Source organism: Ruegeria sp. L12, from assembly GCF_056531745.1.
Window position 1 is genome coordinate 318,465 of sequence record NZ_JBQFMH010000005.1, and the last position, 14,921, is coordinate 333,385.

At 56.2% G+C, this 14,921-nt stretch carries 11 protein-coding genes; 4 read left to right on the forward strand and 7 right to left on the reverse strand.

Going from position 1 to position 14,921, the window contains the following annotated elements; all coding sequences use genetic code 11:
• The first annotated feature begins 1 nt into the window (after position 1).
• The 4 genes from ACR0K9_RS10965 to ACR0K9_RS10980 all read left to right on the forward strand — a co-directional run bounded on the left by ACR0K9_RS10965 (position 2) and on the right by ACR0K9_RS10980 (position 4,136).
• Complete coding sequence (locus ACR0K9_RS10965; RefSeq protein WP_480823110.1) at positions 2 to 874, forward strand: dihydrodipicolinate synthase family protein; 873 nt, start codon at positions 2 to 4, stop codon at positions 872 to 874.
• On the forward strand, positions 855 to 1,904 hold the full coding sequence (locus tag ACR0K9_RS10970; RefSeq protein ID WP_480823112.1) for a zinc-binding dehydrogenase: 1,050 nt from the start codon (positions 855 to 857) through the stop codon (positions 1,902 to 1,904). The genes ACR0K9_RS10965 and ACR0K9_RS10970 overlap by 20 nt, the downstream gene beginning before the upstream one ends.
• Positions 1,901 to 3,430: a trimethylamine methyltransferase family protein gene (locus ACR0K9_RS10975; protein WP_480823114.1), complete on the forward strand. Its 1,530-nt coding sequence runs from the start codon at positions 1,901 to 1,903 to the stop codon at positions 3,428 to 3,430. Before ACR0K9_RS10970 ends, ACR0K9_RS10975 begins: the two co-directional genes overlap by 4 nt.
• A gap of 337 nt (positions 3,431 to 3,767) precedes the next feature.
• The gene (locus ACR0K9_RS10980; protein WP_480823116.1) at positions 3,768 to 4,136 is read left to right on the forward strand and encodes a response regulator; all 369 of its coding nucleotides are present in this window, start codon (positions 3,768 to 3,770) and stop codon (positions 4,134 to 4,136) included.
• Positions 4,137 to 4,147: 11 nt separating this feature from the next.
• On the opposite strand, the gene ACR0K9_RS10985 is transcribed toward ACR0K9_RS10980, so the two are convergent.
• From ACR0K9_RS10985 to ACR0K9_RS11015, 7 genes are all read right to left on the reverse strand, one after another.
• Positions 4,148 to 5,749, reverse strand: coding sequence for an adenylate/guanylate cyclase domain-containing protein (locus tag ACR0K9_RS10985; protein ID WP_480823118.1), 1,602 nt, complete (start codon positions 5,747 to 5,749; stop codon positions 4,148 to 4,150).
• Positions 5,746 to 8,823 (reverse strand): response regulator, encoded by a 3,078-nt coding sequence (locus ACR0K9_RS10990; protein WP_480823120.1) that lies wholly within the window; start codon positions 8,821 to 8,823, stop codon positions 5,746 to 5,748. Before ACR0K9_RS10990 ends, ACR0K9_RS10985 begins: the two co-directional genes overlap by 4 nt.
• A gap of 709 nt (positions 8,824 to 9,532) precedes the next feature.
• Positions 9,533 to 10,477: a substrate-binding domain-containing protein gene (locus ACR0K9_RS10995; protein ID WP_480535974.1), complete on the reverse strand. Its 945-nt coding sequence runs from the start codon at positions 10,475 to 10,477 to the stop codon at positions 9,533 to 9,535.
• Positions 10,478 to 10,525: 48 nt separating this feature from the next.
• A complete protein-coding gene (locus tag ACR0K9_RS11000) occupies positions 10,526 to 11,533 on the reverse strand; it encodes an ABC transporter permease (RefSeq protein ID WP_480535973.1) in 1,008 nt (335 codons plus the stop codon).
• Positions 11,530 to 13,038: a sugar ABC transporter ATP-binding protein gene (locus ACR0K9_RS11005; RefSeq protein ID WP_480713389.1), complete on the reverse strand. Its 1,509-nt coding sequence runs from the start codon at positions 13,036 to 13,038 to the stop codon at positions 11,530 to 11,532. Before ACR0K9_RS11005 ends, ACR0K9_RS11000 begins: the two co-directional genes overlap by 4 nt.
• Positions 13,039 to 13,097: 59 nt before the next feature.
• Positions 13,098 to 13,385: a hypothetical protein gene (locus tag ACR0K9_RS11010; RefSeq protein ID WP_480823122.1), complete on the reverse strand. Its 288-nt coding sequence runs from the start codon at positions 13,383 to 13,385 to the stop codon at positions 13,098 to 13,100.
• A gap of 394 nt (positions 13,386 to 13,779) precedes the next feature.
• The gene (locus tag ACR0K9_RS11015; RefSeq protein ID WP_480823123.1) at positions 13,780 to 14,772 is read right to left on the reverse strand and encodes a helix-turn-helix domain-containing protein; all 993 of its coding nucleotides are present in this window, start codon (positions 14,770 to 14,772) and stop codon (positions 13,780 to 13,782) included.
• Positions 14,773 to 14,921 lie beyond the last annotated feature (149 nt).

Below are 14,921 nucleotides of genomic sequence, written 5' to 3' on the forward strand. Positions count from 1 at the left end.
AATGGCAGATCTCGCAGGCATCAACCTGGCCATGCAGACCCCGTTTGCCAATGACGGCAGCATTGATTTCGACGAGGTCAAACGCCTGATCGATGCCTATGTCGACGCGGGTGTGCAGGGGCTGGTTCTGGGTTCTGGCACCGGCCAGCACCCCTATCTGACCGAAGCGGAATGCAACCGGTTCTATGAGGCGGGCATCGCTCATATCGATGGACGCTGCAATGCGATCTGCCAGACTTCGGCCCTGAATATGGAGGAGGTCGCCCGCCGCTCACGCCACGCGCAGGAACAAGGCGCCGATGCGCTGATGATCCTGCCGCCCTATCTGGAAGGTCCGGTGGATGACGACGGGCTATTCGAATTCTACCGCGAGATCGACGCCGAGGTCGGCATCGATATCGTCGGCTACAACATTCCGCAAGCGACCGGTCTGTCGGTCTCGCCCGCGCTGTTCAGCCGGTTGAGCGGGTTGCAGAACTTCAACTACATCAAGGACAGCGGCGGCGACATGACCGTGCATCAGCAGTATCTGAGCGATGGCTGCAAGGTGCTGAACGGGTGTGACACCACCACTGTCTTTGCGTTGATGGCCGGTGCGCATGGCTGCATCTGGGGCGGCGCGAATTACATGCCGCACGAGGCGGTGCGGCTTTATGCGCTGGTGGCCGAAGGCGATCTGCACGGCGCGCTGGCGCTGTGGAAAAAAATGCTGCCCTCGCTGCTGCACATCTGGACCCATGATTACATGCAATGCGTTCTGGTGGCCGCAAAACACCGTGGCTTCGGGCTGGGCAATGTGCGCCGCCCGCTACGCCCCTTATCGGCCGAGGCCGAGGCGGCAATGATCGCCACCCTTGCCCCGCTGGACGCCTGACATGCGCGCGGTGCGGATCACCCAAGGCTCGGACCGGTTCGAGGTTCAGGACATCCCCGCGCCCGACCTGCGCGCGGGCGGGGCCGTTGTGCGGATGCAGGCGGCGCTGGTGGCCTCGTACATGGCGGCGCTGCCCTCGGGCGCGTGGATGACGCCGCCCCGGCCTTTCGTGCCGGGTCAATGTGCTGTGGGTGTGGTGGAACAGGGCTCGGACCGGTTGCAACCCGGTCAGCGCGTCTATTTCGATGCCTATACCGGCAGCAATGACCCCACCCTGCCGCAGGCCGATCACGGTTTTCTGGGCTGCTTTGCCGTCGCGCCTGACGCACAACCCGCCATGGCCGACTGGCCCGATGGCAGCTTTGCCGAGCTGATCCACGCCCCCGAAACCTGTTTCACCCCGATCCCTGATTCCATCGCCGCTTCCGCCGATATCCTGTGCCGTTTGGGCTGGCTCGGCACCGCGCTGGCGGGGTTGGAGCGTGGCGGGTTTCAGCCCGGCATGACGCTGGCCATCAACGGTGCCGCCGGTCTGGTCGGATCCGGCGCAGTCGCGCTGGCGTTAGCCATGGGTGCGGGCGTGGTGCAGGTCTTTGGCCGCCGCGATGCAATCCTGCGTGAACTGGTGGCGCTTGATCCCGCCCGTGTGCGCATCGGCGATGTCTCGGACACTGGCCCGCTGGACATGCTGCTGGACTGCGCCGGAGGCGACGAAACCGCAACCACCGCCGCCCTGATCGCCCGATTGCGCCGTTATGGCTGCGCCAGCTTCGTCGGCGCGCTGACCGCGCCGCTGCCGGTGGACACCGCTGCACTGATGCGGAACGGTAATACGCTGACCGGCTCGTTCTGGTTCACGCCCGACATGTTGCTACGGCTGCTTGCCTTGATCGAAAGCGGCGCGCTGGACCTGTCGCGCTTTGCCGCCACCCATTTCGATCTGTCCGAGATCGACAACGCCATCACCTTTGCCCGGACCGATGCAGGTGGGCTGCGTCACACCGCATTGGTAAGCCAGAGGCCGTCATGACCGCTCCGCGTCCTGCCCGTCGTGGCCGCGCCGCCCGCAAGACCCACCGCGAGACCGAGATCACCCCGCGCCTCAGCACCATCCGCTATGGGCTGAAGCCCACCGAACTGGTCAGCGCTGATGAGCTGGAACGTATCCATCGGGCCTCGCTGTGGATTCTGAAAGAGGTGGGCATCGACTTCCGCGATGAGGTCGCCCTGCGTCAATGGCGCGACGCTGGCGCCGATGTTCGTGGCGAACGAGTTCATCTGGACGGTGAACTGGTGGACAGCTTGCTGGCCAAGGCTCCCGAACGGTTCGAAATGACCGGGCGGGGCGAAAACACCCGCTTCGAGATCGGCGTCGACACCGTCAGCTTCTGCCCGATGCAGGGCGCGCCGAACATTCGCGATCTGGACGGCACAAGGCGGTTTTCCACCCTCGCGGACCTGCAACGGCTCAACAAGATCATCCAGATGAGCCCCGGCTTTCACATGGCCACCGGTTTCGCCTGCGAGCCCACCGATATCGCCGTGCCCTGGCGGCACCTGCATATCAACCGCACCAATCTGGTCGACACCGATCTGGCCACTTTCGGCCTGACCACCGGGCGGGAACGGGCTGAGGATTCCATCACCATGGCCCGGATCGTCTATGGCGACGAGTTCCTGCGCCACAACGCGGTGCTGATGGGGCAGATCTCGGGCAACTCACCGCTGGTCTGGGATTCCACCATGCTGGAAGGGCTGCGGGTCTATGCCGAAGCCGGTCAAGTGGTTCTGTGCTCGCCCTTCGTGCTGGGCGCGGCCAACACGCCCGCCGATGTGGTGGCGACAGTTGCGCAACTGAACGCCGAGGCGATTGCCGCCATCGCCTATACGCAGCTGGTTAAACCCGGCACCAAGACGATCTACGGCCAGTATTCCGTGTCCGTATCGATGAAATCCGGCGCGCCGATGTCGGGGATGCCCGAGGTCAGCCAGATCAACGCCATCGTGGGCCAACTGGCGCGCCGCTATAATATCCCATGGCGCACCACCGCCTCGCAAGCCTCGTCCAAGACATTTGATGCGCAATCGGGCTATGAATCGGCCACATCCTATATGGCGGCGCTGACCTCGAACGCCAATTTCCTGCTGCACGCAGGCGGTTGGGACGAAGCAGGCATGGTGCACTGCATCGCCAAACTGGTGGCGGACGGCGAACAGAACCTGCTGATGGCGAAATACGCGGCAGGGGTGAATTTCGACCGTCTGGGTCAGGCGATGGAGGCGGTACGCCGCGTCGGCCCCGGCGGGCATTATCTGGGCGACGCCTTCACGCTGGAACATTTCGAGGACGCTTTTATCGCCCCTGAGGTTCTGGACTACGAAGCGTTCGAGCAATGGCAGGCCCAAGGCTGCCAAAGCATGCCCGAACGCGCTGCGGAAAAGGCGAAACGGCTGCTTGCGGATTACCAGTCTCCCACGTTGGATTCTGCTCGGATCGAAGAACTCGACGCGTTTGTCGCTCGCCGTGAAGGCGAGATATCACCAAGCCTGGCCTGAAATTGTCGACCGCATTCATCGCAAACCAGAGCGGAGAGAAACTGCGTCTTCTGGGCAAGATATCCGCCCAGAAGGCCCAGATTGCTACCCGATGGCGAGAAGGAAACTGGAGCAGTTTTGACATCCAGACGCTATGGATCATGCCCATCACTACACCCAGGGAATGTGCGGCGACGCCGGTTCTCCAAATTTTCTTTGCGCGATGTTGAATTGATGAAAGAATGCACCGACCGGTAAGGTTTGCACGCCTCGGCGGCAGGGCGCGCTTCGAACACAAGTCGCGATGCGTGCTCAACCATCAGGCAGTCAACACGCGCAAAGGCGCGAGGGGGAAATATTGACTAAAGTTCTGTTGGTAGAAGACAACGAAATGAACCGCGACATGCTTTCACGCAGATTGACACGCAAAGGGTTTCAGGTCGTTGCTGCGAGGGATGGGTTAGAGGGTGTCTCTATGGCCGGCAGCGAATCTCCGGATATCATCTTGATGGATATGAGCCTGCCGGAAATTGATGGCTGGGAAGCTACGCGGCGTATCAAGGCAACGCCCGAGACGGCCTCGATCCCGGTGGTTGCGCTGACCGCGCATGCGATGGCCAGCGATCGGGAAAAGGCGCTTGCAGCCGGTTGTGATGACTTCGATACCAAACCCGTTGAACTGAGCCGTTTGCTGGAAAAAATGGGAAGATTGCTACCTGCGCCCTGATAGAGAACCGCTTATTCCACAGCGGTTTTGCGACGGGCGACATAATGGGTTCTGACCTGACCTTTGCCCTTTACTCTTGTGTCGATGGGTTCAGAGATTTCAAAACGATGCCGGATCAGTCCGGCGGTAGCTTCGGACACTTGTACCCGACCAGGCGCACCTGTTGATTCAAGGCGGCTGGCGAAATTAACGGTATCCCCCCAGACATCGTACAGGAAACGATGCGACCCGATTATTCCTGCAACCACCGGCCCGCTATGCACGCCAATCCTGATGTGCATCGGGTGGTCCGCTTCGAGATTCAGCGCCTCGACCTGATCAAGCATCCGAAGGGCCATCTCGACGATCACTTCAGCATGATCATCACGACCGTCTGGCACCCCGGCAGCGACCATGTACGCATCGCCGATCGTCTTTATTTTTTCAACGCCAAGCTCTGTCGCCGTTTTGTCGAAACCCGAGAATATCCGGTTTAGATAATAAACCACTTGTGCCGGGGGCAGCTTGGCGGACATCTCGGTAAAACCGACGATATCGGAAAAGAGGACCGTGACATCGTTATGGCGGTCGGCGATTGTGGCTTCACCGTCGTTCAGCCGGGTCACGATCTGTTGTGGCAGAATGCTAAGCAAAAGATCTTTGTACTTTTGCTTCTCCGCTTCCATCATCTCTATGTAGTGGCGCTCGCGTTCCCGCCACCGGTTTTTCTCGAGCGCCGCGCTGATCCGGGCATGCAACAGGATCGGATTGAAAGGTTTGGGCAGGTAATCCTCGGCACCGGCCTCAATGCAGCGCGCGACGCTTTCGATCTCGTCCAGAGCCGAAATCATGATAACGGGTATATCGCGCAGGCCGTCATCCTCTTTCAATCGTGCCAGGACATCAAAACCGTTGATGTCCGGCATCATCAGATCAAGCAGAATCAGATCAAACGATTGTCGGGACATCATTTCAAGAGCGGTATAGCCGCTGTCAGCGGTCCAGGCGCGATGCCCGTCCCTCTTTAACCGGCGGGCGAGCAAATCCCGGTTGGCCCCAATATCATCGACGACGAGAATGTCGCCGGTTAGTGCAACATTATCGGCGATTGGTGCGAGGGGCTGCATACTCTGAACCAGACTCGCAAACATTGCCGCAGTTTCCCGTGGCGTGTCAGACATCCTGAGGTCATCGCCGGACAAAGCCGCAAGCCTATCGATGTGTTGCAAAAGGTTTTCGGTATGCTCCAAAAGCCCAAGCAAGTCCGGCGCCAGATGTTCTGCATTCAGGTCATCCAAATCCTCAAGTAACATCTCGCTGTAGCCTTTGATCGCGTTCATCGGGGTACGCAAATCGTGACGCAGCCGTTTCACGCCTTCATCAACGCTAACCGTTAGTTTCAGGGCCATCTCAGGATGCAACAACTGGTCGACCAAAGCGTTCAGTTCGGTCGTAGCTTGGGAAATTTTGTTCAAGTCCGAGGTCAACTCTTCATGCGCCTGACACCCGGATTCGCTTTGAAGCATTTCGCTTAGACCGACGATAACGCTTACCGGAGAGATCAGGTTTTGGCGCAAATTCGCCAACCACACCGCCTGTTCGTGTTGCGCTTCGATTTCCGGGCCATCATTCACAGTTTAGGACTCCATGCGGATGCAGATCGGGACGCAATGAGGACTTCGTTCAACTGATTAAGAATGGTTTCAATTTCATCTCCGTCCTTGTTAATCAGCGTCTCGACAGAGCCATTCAGACGCGCGCGATCATCGTTTGAGAGGGTTTTCGCGGTGACCACAATGACAGGAATGCCCTTCCATTCCGGGTTTTTCCTCATCCGCGCCAGAAACTCAAACCCATCCATCGCGGGCATCATGAGATCCAGCAAAATGACATCCGGCACCGCTTTGGAAAGATGCTGAAGTGCATCCAGCCCATTAACCGCCTGTTTAACGTGCCAGCCTTCCTTCCCCAAAACGCGGCAGAGCATTTCACGCGTTGCAGCCTCATCTTCCACGACCAGAGCGCAATGGGTCGGCAGGGCCGGACAATGTTCTTTCAGGGCGTTCAGCAGTTCGATCGTGTCTATGGGTTTGCCCAGATAATCACTGGCGCCCAGCGACAGTCCCCTGGTGCGATCTTCTGCGAATGTCAGCATGATGACCGGAATGCCAGCAAGTTCCGGATCCTCTTTCAGTTTAGAAAGCACGGCCCAGCCATCAATCCCGGGCATGAATACATCCAGCGTAATGGCATCGGGCTTGGCTTTTCGGGCCAGCCGCAACGCATCCTCGCCTTTAGTCGAGGCAAGCGTACGATATCCTTCCCTGCGCAACCGCCGGCCCAAAAGGTCATGTACCGTCGGATCGTCATCAATCAGCAGAACCAATGGAGCATTTGGATCGCTGTCAGGATCGTCTTCAGAATATCCCGTGTCCTGCAACAGATCGGTTGACGGATCGCGGCAGATACCTGGAAGAAGAATTGTAAAAGTCGACCCTTCGCCAAGCGTGCTCGAACATTGAATGCTGCCGCCCAATTGTTCGCAGAAGACCTTGGTGATCGATAACCCCAATCCCGTACCGCCATAGTTGCGCGTCGTGGAGGAATCCGCCTGTGTGAATACGTCAAAAACCTTGTCGACTTGTTCTGGCGACATTCCGATACCCTGATCGGTGACCGCAAATTCCAGATGATCTGGTTCATTCGACCGACGAACCGAAAGTGTGATCATCGCGTTTTCAGTGAATTTGCATGCGTTGGATAACAGGTTGAGCAGCGCTTGACGCACCTTGGTCAGGTCGCAGACCATTTCGCCGATATCATCGGGACATGCTATCTCAAGCGCATTGCCGTTCTTCTCGGCCAATGGTTGGACGGTGGTTTTAACGTCCATGATCATCTGGAAGACGTCGAAGGTTTCCAGATTGAACTCCATCTTGCCGGCTTCGATTTTGGACAGGTCCAGAATGTCGTTAATCAGCGCAAGCAGGTGTTTACCAGCAGACTGAATTTTTCGAAGATCGCTCAGGTTTGCCTCATCATTCTGGTCAATGGCTTCCTCGAGCATCAACTCGCTGTATCCGATGATCGCATTCAATGGCGTGCGAAGCTCGTGACTCATATTGGCGAGGAATGTGCTTTTGGTTTTGTTCGCAGTTTCCGCGATATCCTTCGCCACGCGGAGTTCGCTTTCGACTTGCTTCTGAGTGGTAATATCGCGGCCGTAAATATTCGCGTAACCACCCTCCGGAACGGGCCACAGCAAAAGGGCATAGATCAGACCACCGGCCTCATACTCAAAATCCTGCCGTTGATCTTCGTGCAAACCTTTAGCGACACGCGTGCGCCAACCTGTTCCTACACGATCGCCAACCTTCAGCTGCAGCGCTTTGATCAATGGAGCGCTTGCCCTATTGGCATATACCAATTTGCCCTGATCGGTGATGCGCAACACCGGGTTGGGGTTCTCTTCAGGGATACGCGCCAATTCTTGCATCCGCTTTTCTGCCTGCTTCAGTTGCGTGACGTCCCGCCCATAAAGGTTGACGTGCTTGGCATCAGGCACCGGCCAGAGCAGCAATGCGTAGACCAATCCATCGGCGTGACATTCAAAGTCCTGCCGTTTGTCTTCCTTTAGCCCTGTCTTGACGCGGGCCAACCACTCCTCGGTGACATCCGCACCGACCTCTAGACCCAAGGCATCCAGCATGGGGTCACTCGCTTTATTCGCAAAGAGCAACTTGCCGTCACTGCTGATACACATTACCGGGTTCGGGTTTTCTTCCGGTATCTGAGCAAGCTCGGCATTACGAGCTTCGACTTTCTTCAGTTCAGTCACATCGCTGTAAATCGCGACGGTTCCGTTATCTCGGGTCTTACGCTCACTGATTTTAATCCAACCCCCGGAGGTCCGGCTTTGCATCTGGGTGCCTTCAGGATTGTCATGACGTTTCAGCCGTTGGGCCAGCCATTCTTCTTCACGACCGATGGCATCCGAGATGACGTTGAGTGACAGGGCCTTTCGAACGACTTGCTCGAACGTCATCCCCGGTTTTACCAGATCTTCATGTCCCGGATACAGCATCTTTCGATAGGTTTGGTTCGCCAGAACCAACCGGTCACTGGAATCGTACAGGGCAAAACCTTCTGGAATTGTGTTTATGGCATCGACGATCCCGCCATGCGCCGTTTGTTCCATCTGCTTGTCAAGGATGGCTATGGCGCAGTGCGCCGCAGCGCTTTCAGCAAGGTCAATAACATCCTCTGCAAGATCCGCAGATTGACCGGCGCGAAATGAGAAGGCCCCCACAACCCTGCCAAGAGCCTTTATTGGTAACACCACACGCACAACAGAAACCGAGGTTTCATCCGAACTTTCGTCGCTCAGCGTGTCGCGAAACAGCCCCGGTTTTCCACTGTGCAAGACCTCGCCGACGTAGCCATGCGAGACCGGAACAAGGGTGCCGTTCCAGATAACCCGATCGTTTTGAGAATCCTGCAACGCGCCTTCATAGTAAAAGGCCCCGCCTTCGCTAAGCATGGCCAATTTGCAGTCTTCTATATTTAACGCTGCCTTCAATCTGCTCACAATCTCGCAGAGCACACGATCTGGGTCCGATGTATCAGACGTGAAAGACGCAATTTCCTCAAGAAACGCCCATTTCGTTCCAGCCGGTAATGTCACACGACGATCGTCGGATTGGTTCATTTTGCGCGCTCCATTTGGCAAGCCCGGAAAATCTGGCAAATAACCACTTCCAGGTTTCCAAGCCTATTGGCAGTTGAATTGAAATGTAGAATCAAAACAAGGCTGTTGCTGATCCAAGCCTCGAACGTGTTGGTCAGGTAGTCCGCAAGCCAGTGTTGGCCGGGCCTCGCTCCCTCTCGCTTCATCGTGAGACGCTCAGCTTCTCCTTGCCGCAAAGGCGATCGAGAATATTAGTGGATCATAACGTTTTTTTGCGTTCACGTACTACGTCAATCCGGCAAAATCACACCCGCACCGCTTGGCTGCGATCTTCTGCATCTCTTTACGCACCCAAACCAGCTGTTGGCCTCAGACCAACGACGGTTAGCCGACATGCGCCGGCGGGCGTTCACATCGGACCGTTTTGGGATCGACACTGACAATTGGCAGACCCAACGATGCCTCGCAGAGATACGCTTCCATGTGCCGACCATGCAAGGAAGAACACGGTATGCCCAGAACTTCCCCGACAGCACCATCTCAATAGGGGTCTGCATTCAGTGCGACTTTCGCGTCAACTTCAGGTGGGAGGTTTCTGCCCTGCGAAGCTGGATCACTTCTTGCATCACGCCATCTGCAATGGACGTTGGCCGAATGCTTCGAAAATTCTGCATCCATGTCTGGCCCACCCGAAAAGGCGGGCCAGATTGGTCGATATGGGTGAATATCCTTAGTCGTACAAAACAGCCGAAATCTTTGGGTCGTCCATATTCGAGGCGTCGTAGTAGTAGAAACCTGTGTCGATCAGTTCCGGAACCTCTTCACCGTTCAGAGCTGCAACCGCAGCCTTCACGGTCTCGTAACCGATACCCACAGGATTCTGCGTGATCGCACCCGCCATAAGACCACTTTTGATCGCGTCTTTCTGAGCCTTGCCGCTGTCATAGCCAATGATGACCAGCCCCTCGGTGCCCAGTTCCTGTACGCCATTTACAACGCCGATGGCTGAGCCCTCGTTTGTTCCGAAGATCCCGTTCAGATCCGGGTTTGCCGTCAGGATCGCTTTGGTGACTTCGGTCGATTTCAGATGGTCACCCTGGCCATATTGAACCGTGACAACCTCGATGTCCGGATACTTTTCGGCCATGCGATTGACGAAGCCATCACGACGATCGATGCCGGTACGGCTGGTCTGGTCATGTGCCACAACGGCCACTTTGCCCTTCCCGCCCAGTTTTTCGGCCATCTTGTCCGCGGCCAGACCAGCGGCTGCAAGATTGTCGGTGGTAGCAGTGGAAACCGGAATATCACTGTCAACGCCGCTGTCGAATGCAATGATCGGTATGCCCTTCTCATTCGCCTGTTTCAAAAGCGGGATTGCAGCCTGACTGTCCAAAGCGGCAAAACCGATCGCTTTGGGATTATTGGCCAGGGCAGCGGCCAGCATATCGATCTGGCGGTCCACCATTGTTTCATTGTCCGGGCCTTCGAAACTGATCTTGACATCGAACTCATCGGCCGCCTGTTCCGCACCAGATTTCACCGCTTGCCAGAACTGATGCTGGAAGCCCTTGGAAACCATCGGGATATAAACTTCTTCTGCTACCGCCATCGAGGCGGATCCTGTCAGGGTTGCGGCGCTCAGCGCACCCAGAATGAAACGACGTGAAAACATGTTTTCTCCTCCAGTTGGTCGTTTTGGTCTTTGCTCAAATGAACTTGATCAACCTGCCTTCCTACGTCGTGCCATATCGGCGTAGACGGCCAGGATGATAATTGCGCCGGTCACGACGGTCTGCCATTCCTGTGCTACGGACAAAACGCGCAGGCCGTTGGTCAGCACAGCCATGATCAGCGCGCCGATCAGCGTACCAAGGATGGTGCCGCGCCCGCCGGACAAAGACGTTCCGCCGATCACCACCGCAGCGATTGCTTCCAGTTCGTATCCCAGCCCCAGCGCGGGTTGTGCCGAATTCAATCGCGAGGCGATCAGAATACCGGCGACACCGCAGATTGCTCCGGCCAACGCATAGATGCGCATCTTCCACATGTCGGTGTTCACGCCCGACAAACGTACGGCCTCTTCGTTCGAGCCAAGCGCAAAGGTGTAGCGACCCAGAACTGTACGCCCGAGGATGTACGAAGCGGCAATAGCGACCAGAAACAGGATCAGTACACCGTTCGGGATCGGCAATGCGGGGAATATCTCTCCGATCAGTGACCCGCGCGAGATCTGATCGAACCCGGGCGTATCGTTGAAATAGATCGGGCGCGTACCCGAGATGACCAGCGACAGGCCCTTGAGGATCAACATCATGCCAAGCGTGGCGATAAAGGGCGGGATTTTCATCTTGGCAACGAAAGTGCCCGAGCACAGGCCGCAAAACGCACCGGCGGCAATGGCAGCTATCACGCCCAACAGCAGGGGCATCCCCAGATATGTCAGGACCACGCCGGCGATCACGGCACAGAACGTCATCAATGTTCCAACCGACAGATCGATACCGCCGGTAATAATGACCAAAGTCGCGGCCACTGCCAGCACACCATTGACCGATGTCGCCTGAAGAATGGCGATCATATTGGATGTTTGCATGAAATTGGGTGAAGCGATGGAAAACCCGATCAGCAGCACAATCAAACTGGCGAAAGCCAACAGCTTTTGATACGCGCCGCTATCCGCAAGGCCCGAGAGCGGCTTTTTCTTTTCGATATCCGATACTGTTGTCAATGTGCTGCCCCCGTTACCTGCATCGCCGCTGCCCGTTGCGTGGCCAGATGCATTATGTCTTCCTGAGTGGTGTCTTTGCCGCCGGGCAGAATTCCGGTCAGCCTGCCTTCGCACATCACTGCGATGCGATGACTGAGGCGCATGATCTCAGGCAGCTCAGACGAAATTACGATGATCGTCTTTCCCTGCCCTGCAAGCTCTTCCAGCAATTTATAGATCTCGGATTTGGCGCCCACGTCGATACCGCGGGTGGGTTCGTCAAAAATCAGGATGTCGCAGTCGCGCAAAAGCCATTTGGCAATCACGACCTTTTGCTGGTTGCCGCCCGATAAAAGCCGGACTTCCTGAACGTCCGAAGGTGTTCGGATACCCAGTTGTTTGATGTAGCTTTTAGCAGTCGCGCTGATTTCGCTGTCCTTCAGAACTCCGCCAGAACCGGTGAAGCGATCCATCGATGCCAAGGCGATGTTGTCCCGAACATTCATACCTGTGGCGAGGCCGAAATGCTTACGATCTTCTGAAAGATATCCGATCCCCGCCTTGACCGCATCAGCGGGCGATCTGATCGAGACCGCCTTGCCATGCACCCGAATTTCGCCGCTGTCTCTTGGGTCAGCTCCGAAAATGGCGCGCGCAACCTCGGTTCGTCCTGCACCCATAAGGCCAGCAAATCCGAGAATTTCCCCCTTTTTGACCGAGAAGCTGACATCGTGAATTTCGGTGCTGCGGCTAAGCCCGGTAACCTGCAACGATACCTCTGCGTCGCCCAGGCAAGGCACTTCCAGAGGCTCTTCATTAACCTCTCGGCCAACCATCATCGCGATAATCTGGCTGATAGGTGTTTCGGCAGCGCCGATGGTGCCAACATACTCGCCATCCCGCATCACCGTAACACGATCTGAAATTTGCTTGAGCTCGTCCATCTTGTGGCTGATGTAAACGACGCCAACGTCTTCGGCCTTGAGACGACGGATAATGACAAAAAGTTCGGCAATCTCTGCATCATTCAACGCCGCTGTGGGCTCGTCCATGATCAAAACCTTGGATCGAAACGACAAAGCCTTTGCAATTTCGACCATCTGCTGTTTCGCGATGGTCAGGCTCCCAACCAACGCCCTGGGATCTAGGTTCAGGTTCATCGCAGCAAAAATTCTGGCAGTCTGTGCGTTCAGAGCGGCCTCGTCCAGCCGACCAAAGCTCTTGCGGGGTTCGCGCCCGATAAAAATGTTCTGCGCTACGGTCAGATCATTCATCAGGCTTAACTCCTGATGAATGATGCCGATGCCCAGATCCTGAGCCTCTCTTGGCGTTGTCGGGCTGACCTCCCGCCCTTCGATCTTCAGGACCCCACCGTCGCGCTGGTAAATGCCCGACAGGATTTTCATCAACGTACTCTTTCCAGCGCCATTCTCGCCCATAAGTGCGTGAACTTCGCCCGGCTCAAGATCGAACTGCACGGATTTCAATGCGTGTACGCCAGGAAAAAACTTATCAATCCCGGTCATTTCGACCATCTTTGAAATAGTATCTCCCATTTGCCCCTCTCCCCTGGGCCACATGCAGATTACATCACGGCTTCGATCTGCATTGGTGCAAACGCGACGCCCCTCAAGGCAAGTACCTCGTCTTTGGTTTGCTCGATGATCTGATCGTAACGGACGACGGTCTGACCGGCATGGATTTGCGCCAATCCAGACCTGTGAGCGCACGTAACAGGTTCAGACGAAGTTTCCGGAATACGCGCAGGTTGGTCATTCGCCTGCTGGCCACGCAGAGCCACGACAATCTTGCCTTGCGGCTCGCGGTGGCGCGCCGCCCCTTCCACAACATCTTTGCCGCCTTGTGCTTGCATCACATCACCGCCTGCTTAGCCCATGTTGCTAAGGCGGCGCACCTCTTATGTCAACTAATATGTTAGTATGTTAAATTGTGATTCCTATGCAATCCGGACCCGATGGGTCACCCGCGCGGCTTTGTCAGGTTGTTGAGGGCCGATTACGCTATAGCGCCAGGGCGCTCTGAGTTGGCCCGACCTGTCCCATCTCAAATGACCTCATTTTCCGCGCGCGGTAATTGGCTGTCCCGTCAGGCCCAAACTTACCCAGACCTCACTCAATGCAAAAAAATGGCACAAGATACGGCAGCGGATCTGGCACGGCGACATGAGGTTGCCCAGGGATGGATCGCCTAGCGTGTTGGTGATTTTTGCATAACGCGCTGAAAACACATGATCCGGTTATCAGAAGCTAAACAGGCGCATTTCCGAGATATCGCTGGTTCCTGCTCACTTCCGGTCTGATCTTAAAGTATTTGAAGAAAGCACGCGACATCGCAGAACGAGAGGTAAAGCCAGTCGCGGTAGCAATCTCCGCAAGCGGCATATCAGTGTGTTTCAGCAGGCTATGGGCTCGTTCCAAACGCAGTTCTTTGTATGTGTCTAAAAGCTTGGCGCCCGTCTTGGACAGATATCTTCTTTGAAGCTGGCGGGTGGATGCGCCCACCGCCTCGGACAGTTCGGAAATCTTCAAAGGCTCTTCGATATTTTCAAGCATGGTCGCCAGCGTGAAAGAGACCAGTTCATCCCCATTCGCTTTTCGAATTAGCCGGTTGGTGATCTGGCTCTCGATTGCCTTTTCTGGCTCTTTGAGGCCAACAAACCTGCACAACGCATCCGCAAGATGCTCTCCGTGATCCATCGAGACAAATTCGGCAAGCAATCGAAGGGCACTGATGCAGGTAATGGCACTATGCAAACGCCCGTTGGCCGAAATACAGGTTGCCTGTCCACAGCTGACTATTCCATGTTCCCATGCCGCCGACTCGAAACTTGGGTGAATGGCGGCCACCTTTCGTTCTGAATCGCTGGTTTGGGCCAATAGCATCGCAGCACCACCGACAAGGAGTATTCTGGGAGAGAGGTTCATCACCTGTGCAACCCAGGCCCTTTGTTCACCAATCGGGCACCAACTGCTTTCCCAATCACCCAAAAATATTGCCGTTCGCCCACCCCAGTAGAGTGGCCCCCCGACCTTTTCCTCCGCCAGAACGCGCAAATTGACGACATAGGAATGTGCATCCATCAGCGTGTTCAAAGCGCGATAGAATTCTACAATGATTTCCGCCGAAGCCTTGTCGGCACTGTGCCGAAGAATGATGTCGATGTACCGGGTACGTTCAGCCGCCGCCGCAGAGACCTCAGCCAAGTTTGAATGAACATTCCGCACAACATAATGTTTCATCTGACTCAATCACCTTGGTTCGAACTACAACGGAAACGGAGCTCTCATTGGTTATGGCAAACCCCGCCCATTATTGGGCGGGGTTGAGGAGTATTACTCAGCGGCGTCTTCGTATTCTGACATGGGAGGGCATGTGCAGATGAGGTTTC

Bases quoted from the DNA above. Each gene is read 5' to 3' on its own strand.
- ACR0K9_RS11005 (WP_480713389.1), bottom strand. From the start codon at position 13,038: ATGACCGGGATTGATAAGTTTTTTCCTGGCGTACACGCATTGAAATCC.
- ACR0K9_RS10975 (WP_480823114.1), top strand. From the start codon at position 1,901: ATGACCGCTCCGCGTCCTGCCCGTCGTGGCCGCGCCGCCCGCAAGACC.
- ACR0K9_RS10990 (WP_480823120.1), bottom strand. From the start codon at position 8,823: ATGAACCAATCCGACGATCGTCGTGTGACATTACCGGCTGGAACGAAA.
- ACR0K9_RS11010 (WP_480823122.1), bottom strand. From the start codon at position 13,385: ATGCAAGCACAAGGCGGCAAAGATGTTGTGGAAGGGGCGGCGCGCCAC.
- ACR0K9_RS10965 (WP_480823110.1), top strand. From the start codon at position 2: ATGGCAGATCTCGCAGGCATCAACCTGGCCATGCAGACCCCGTTTGCC.
- ACR0K9_RS10995 (WP_480535974.1), bottom strand. From the start codon at position 10,477: ATGTTTTCACGTCGTTTCATTCTGGGTGCGCTGAGCGCCGCAACCCTG.
- ACR0K9_RS11015 (WP_480823123.1), bottom strand. From the start codon at position 14,772: ATGAAACATTATGTTGTGCGGAATGTTCATTCAAACTTGGCTGAGGTC.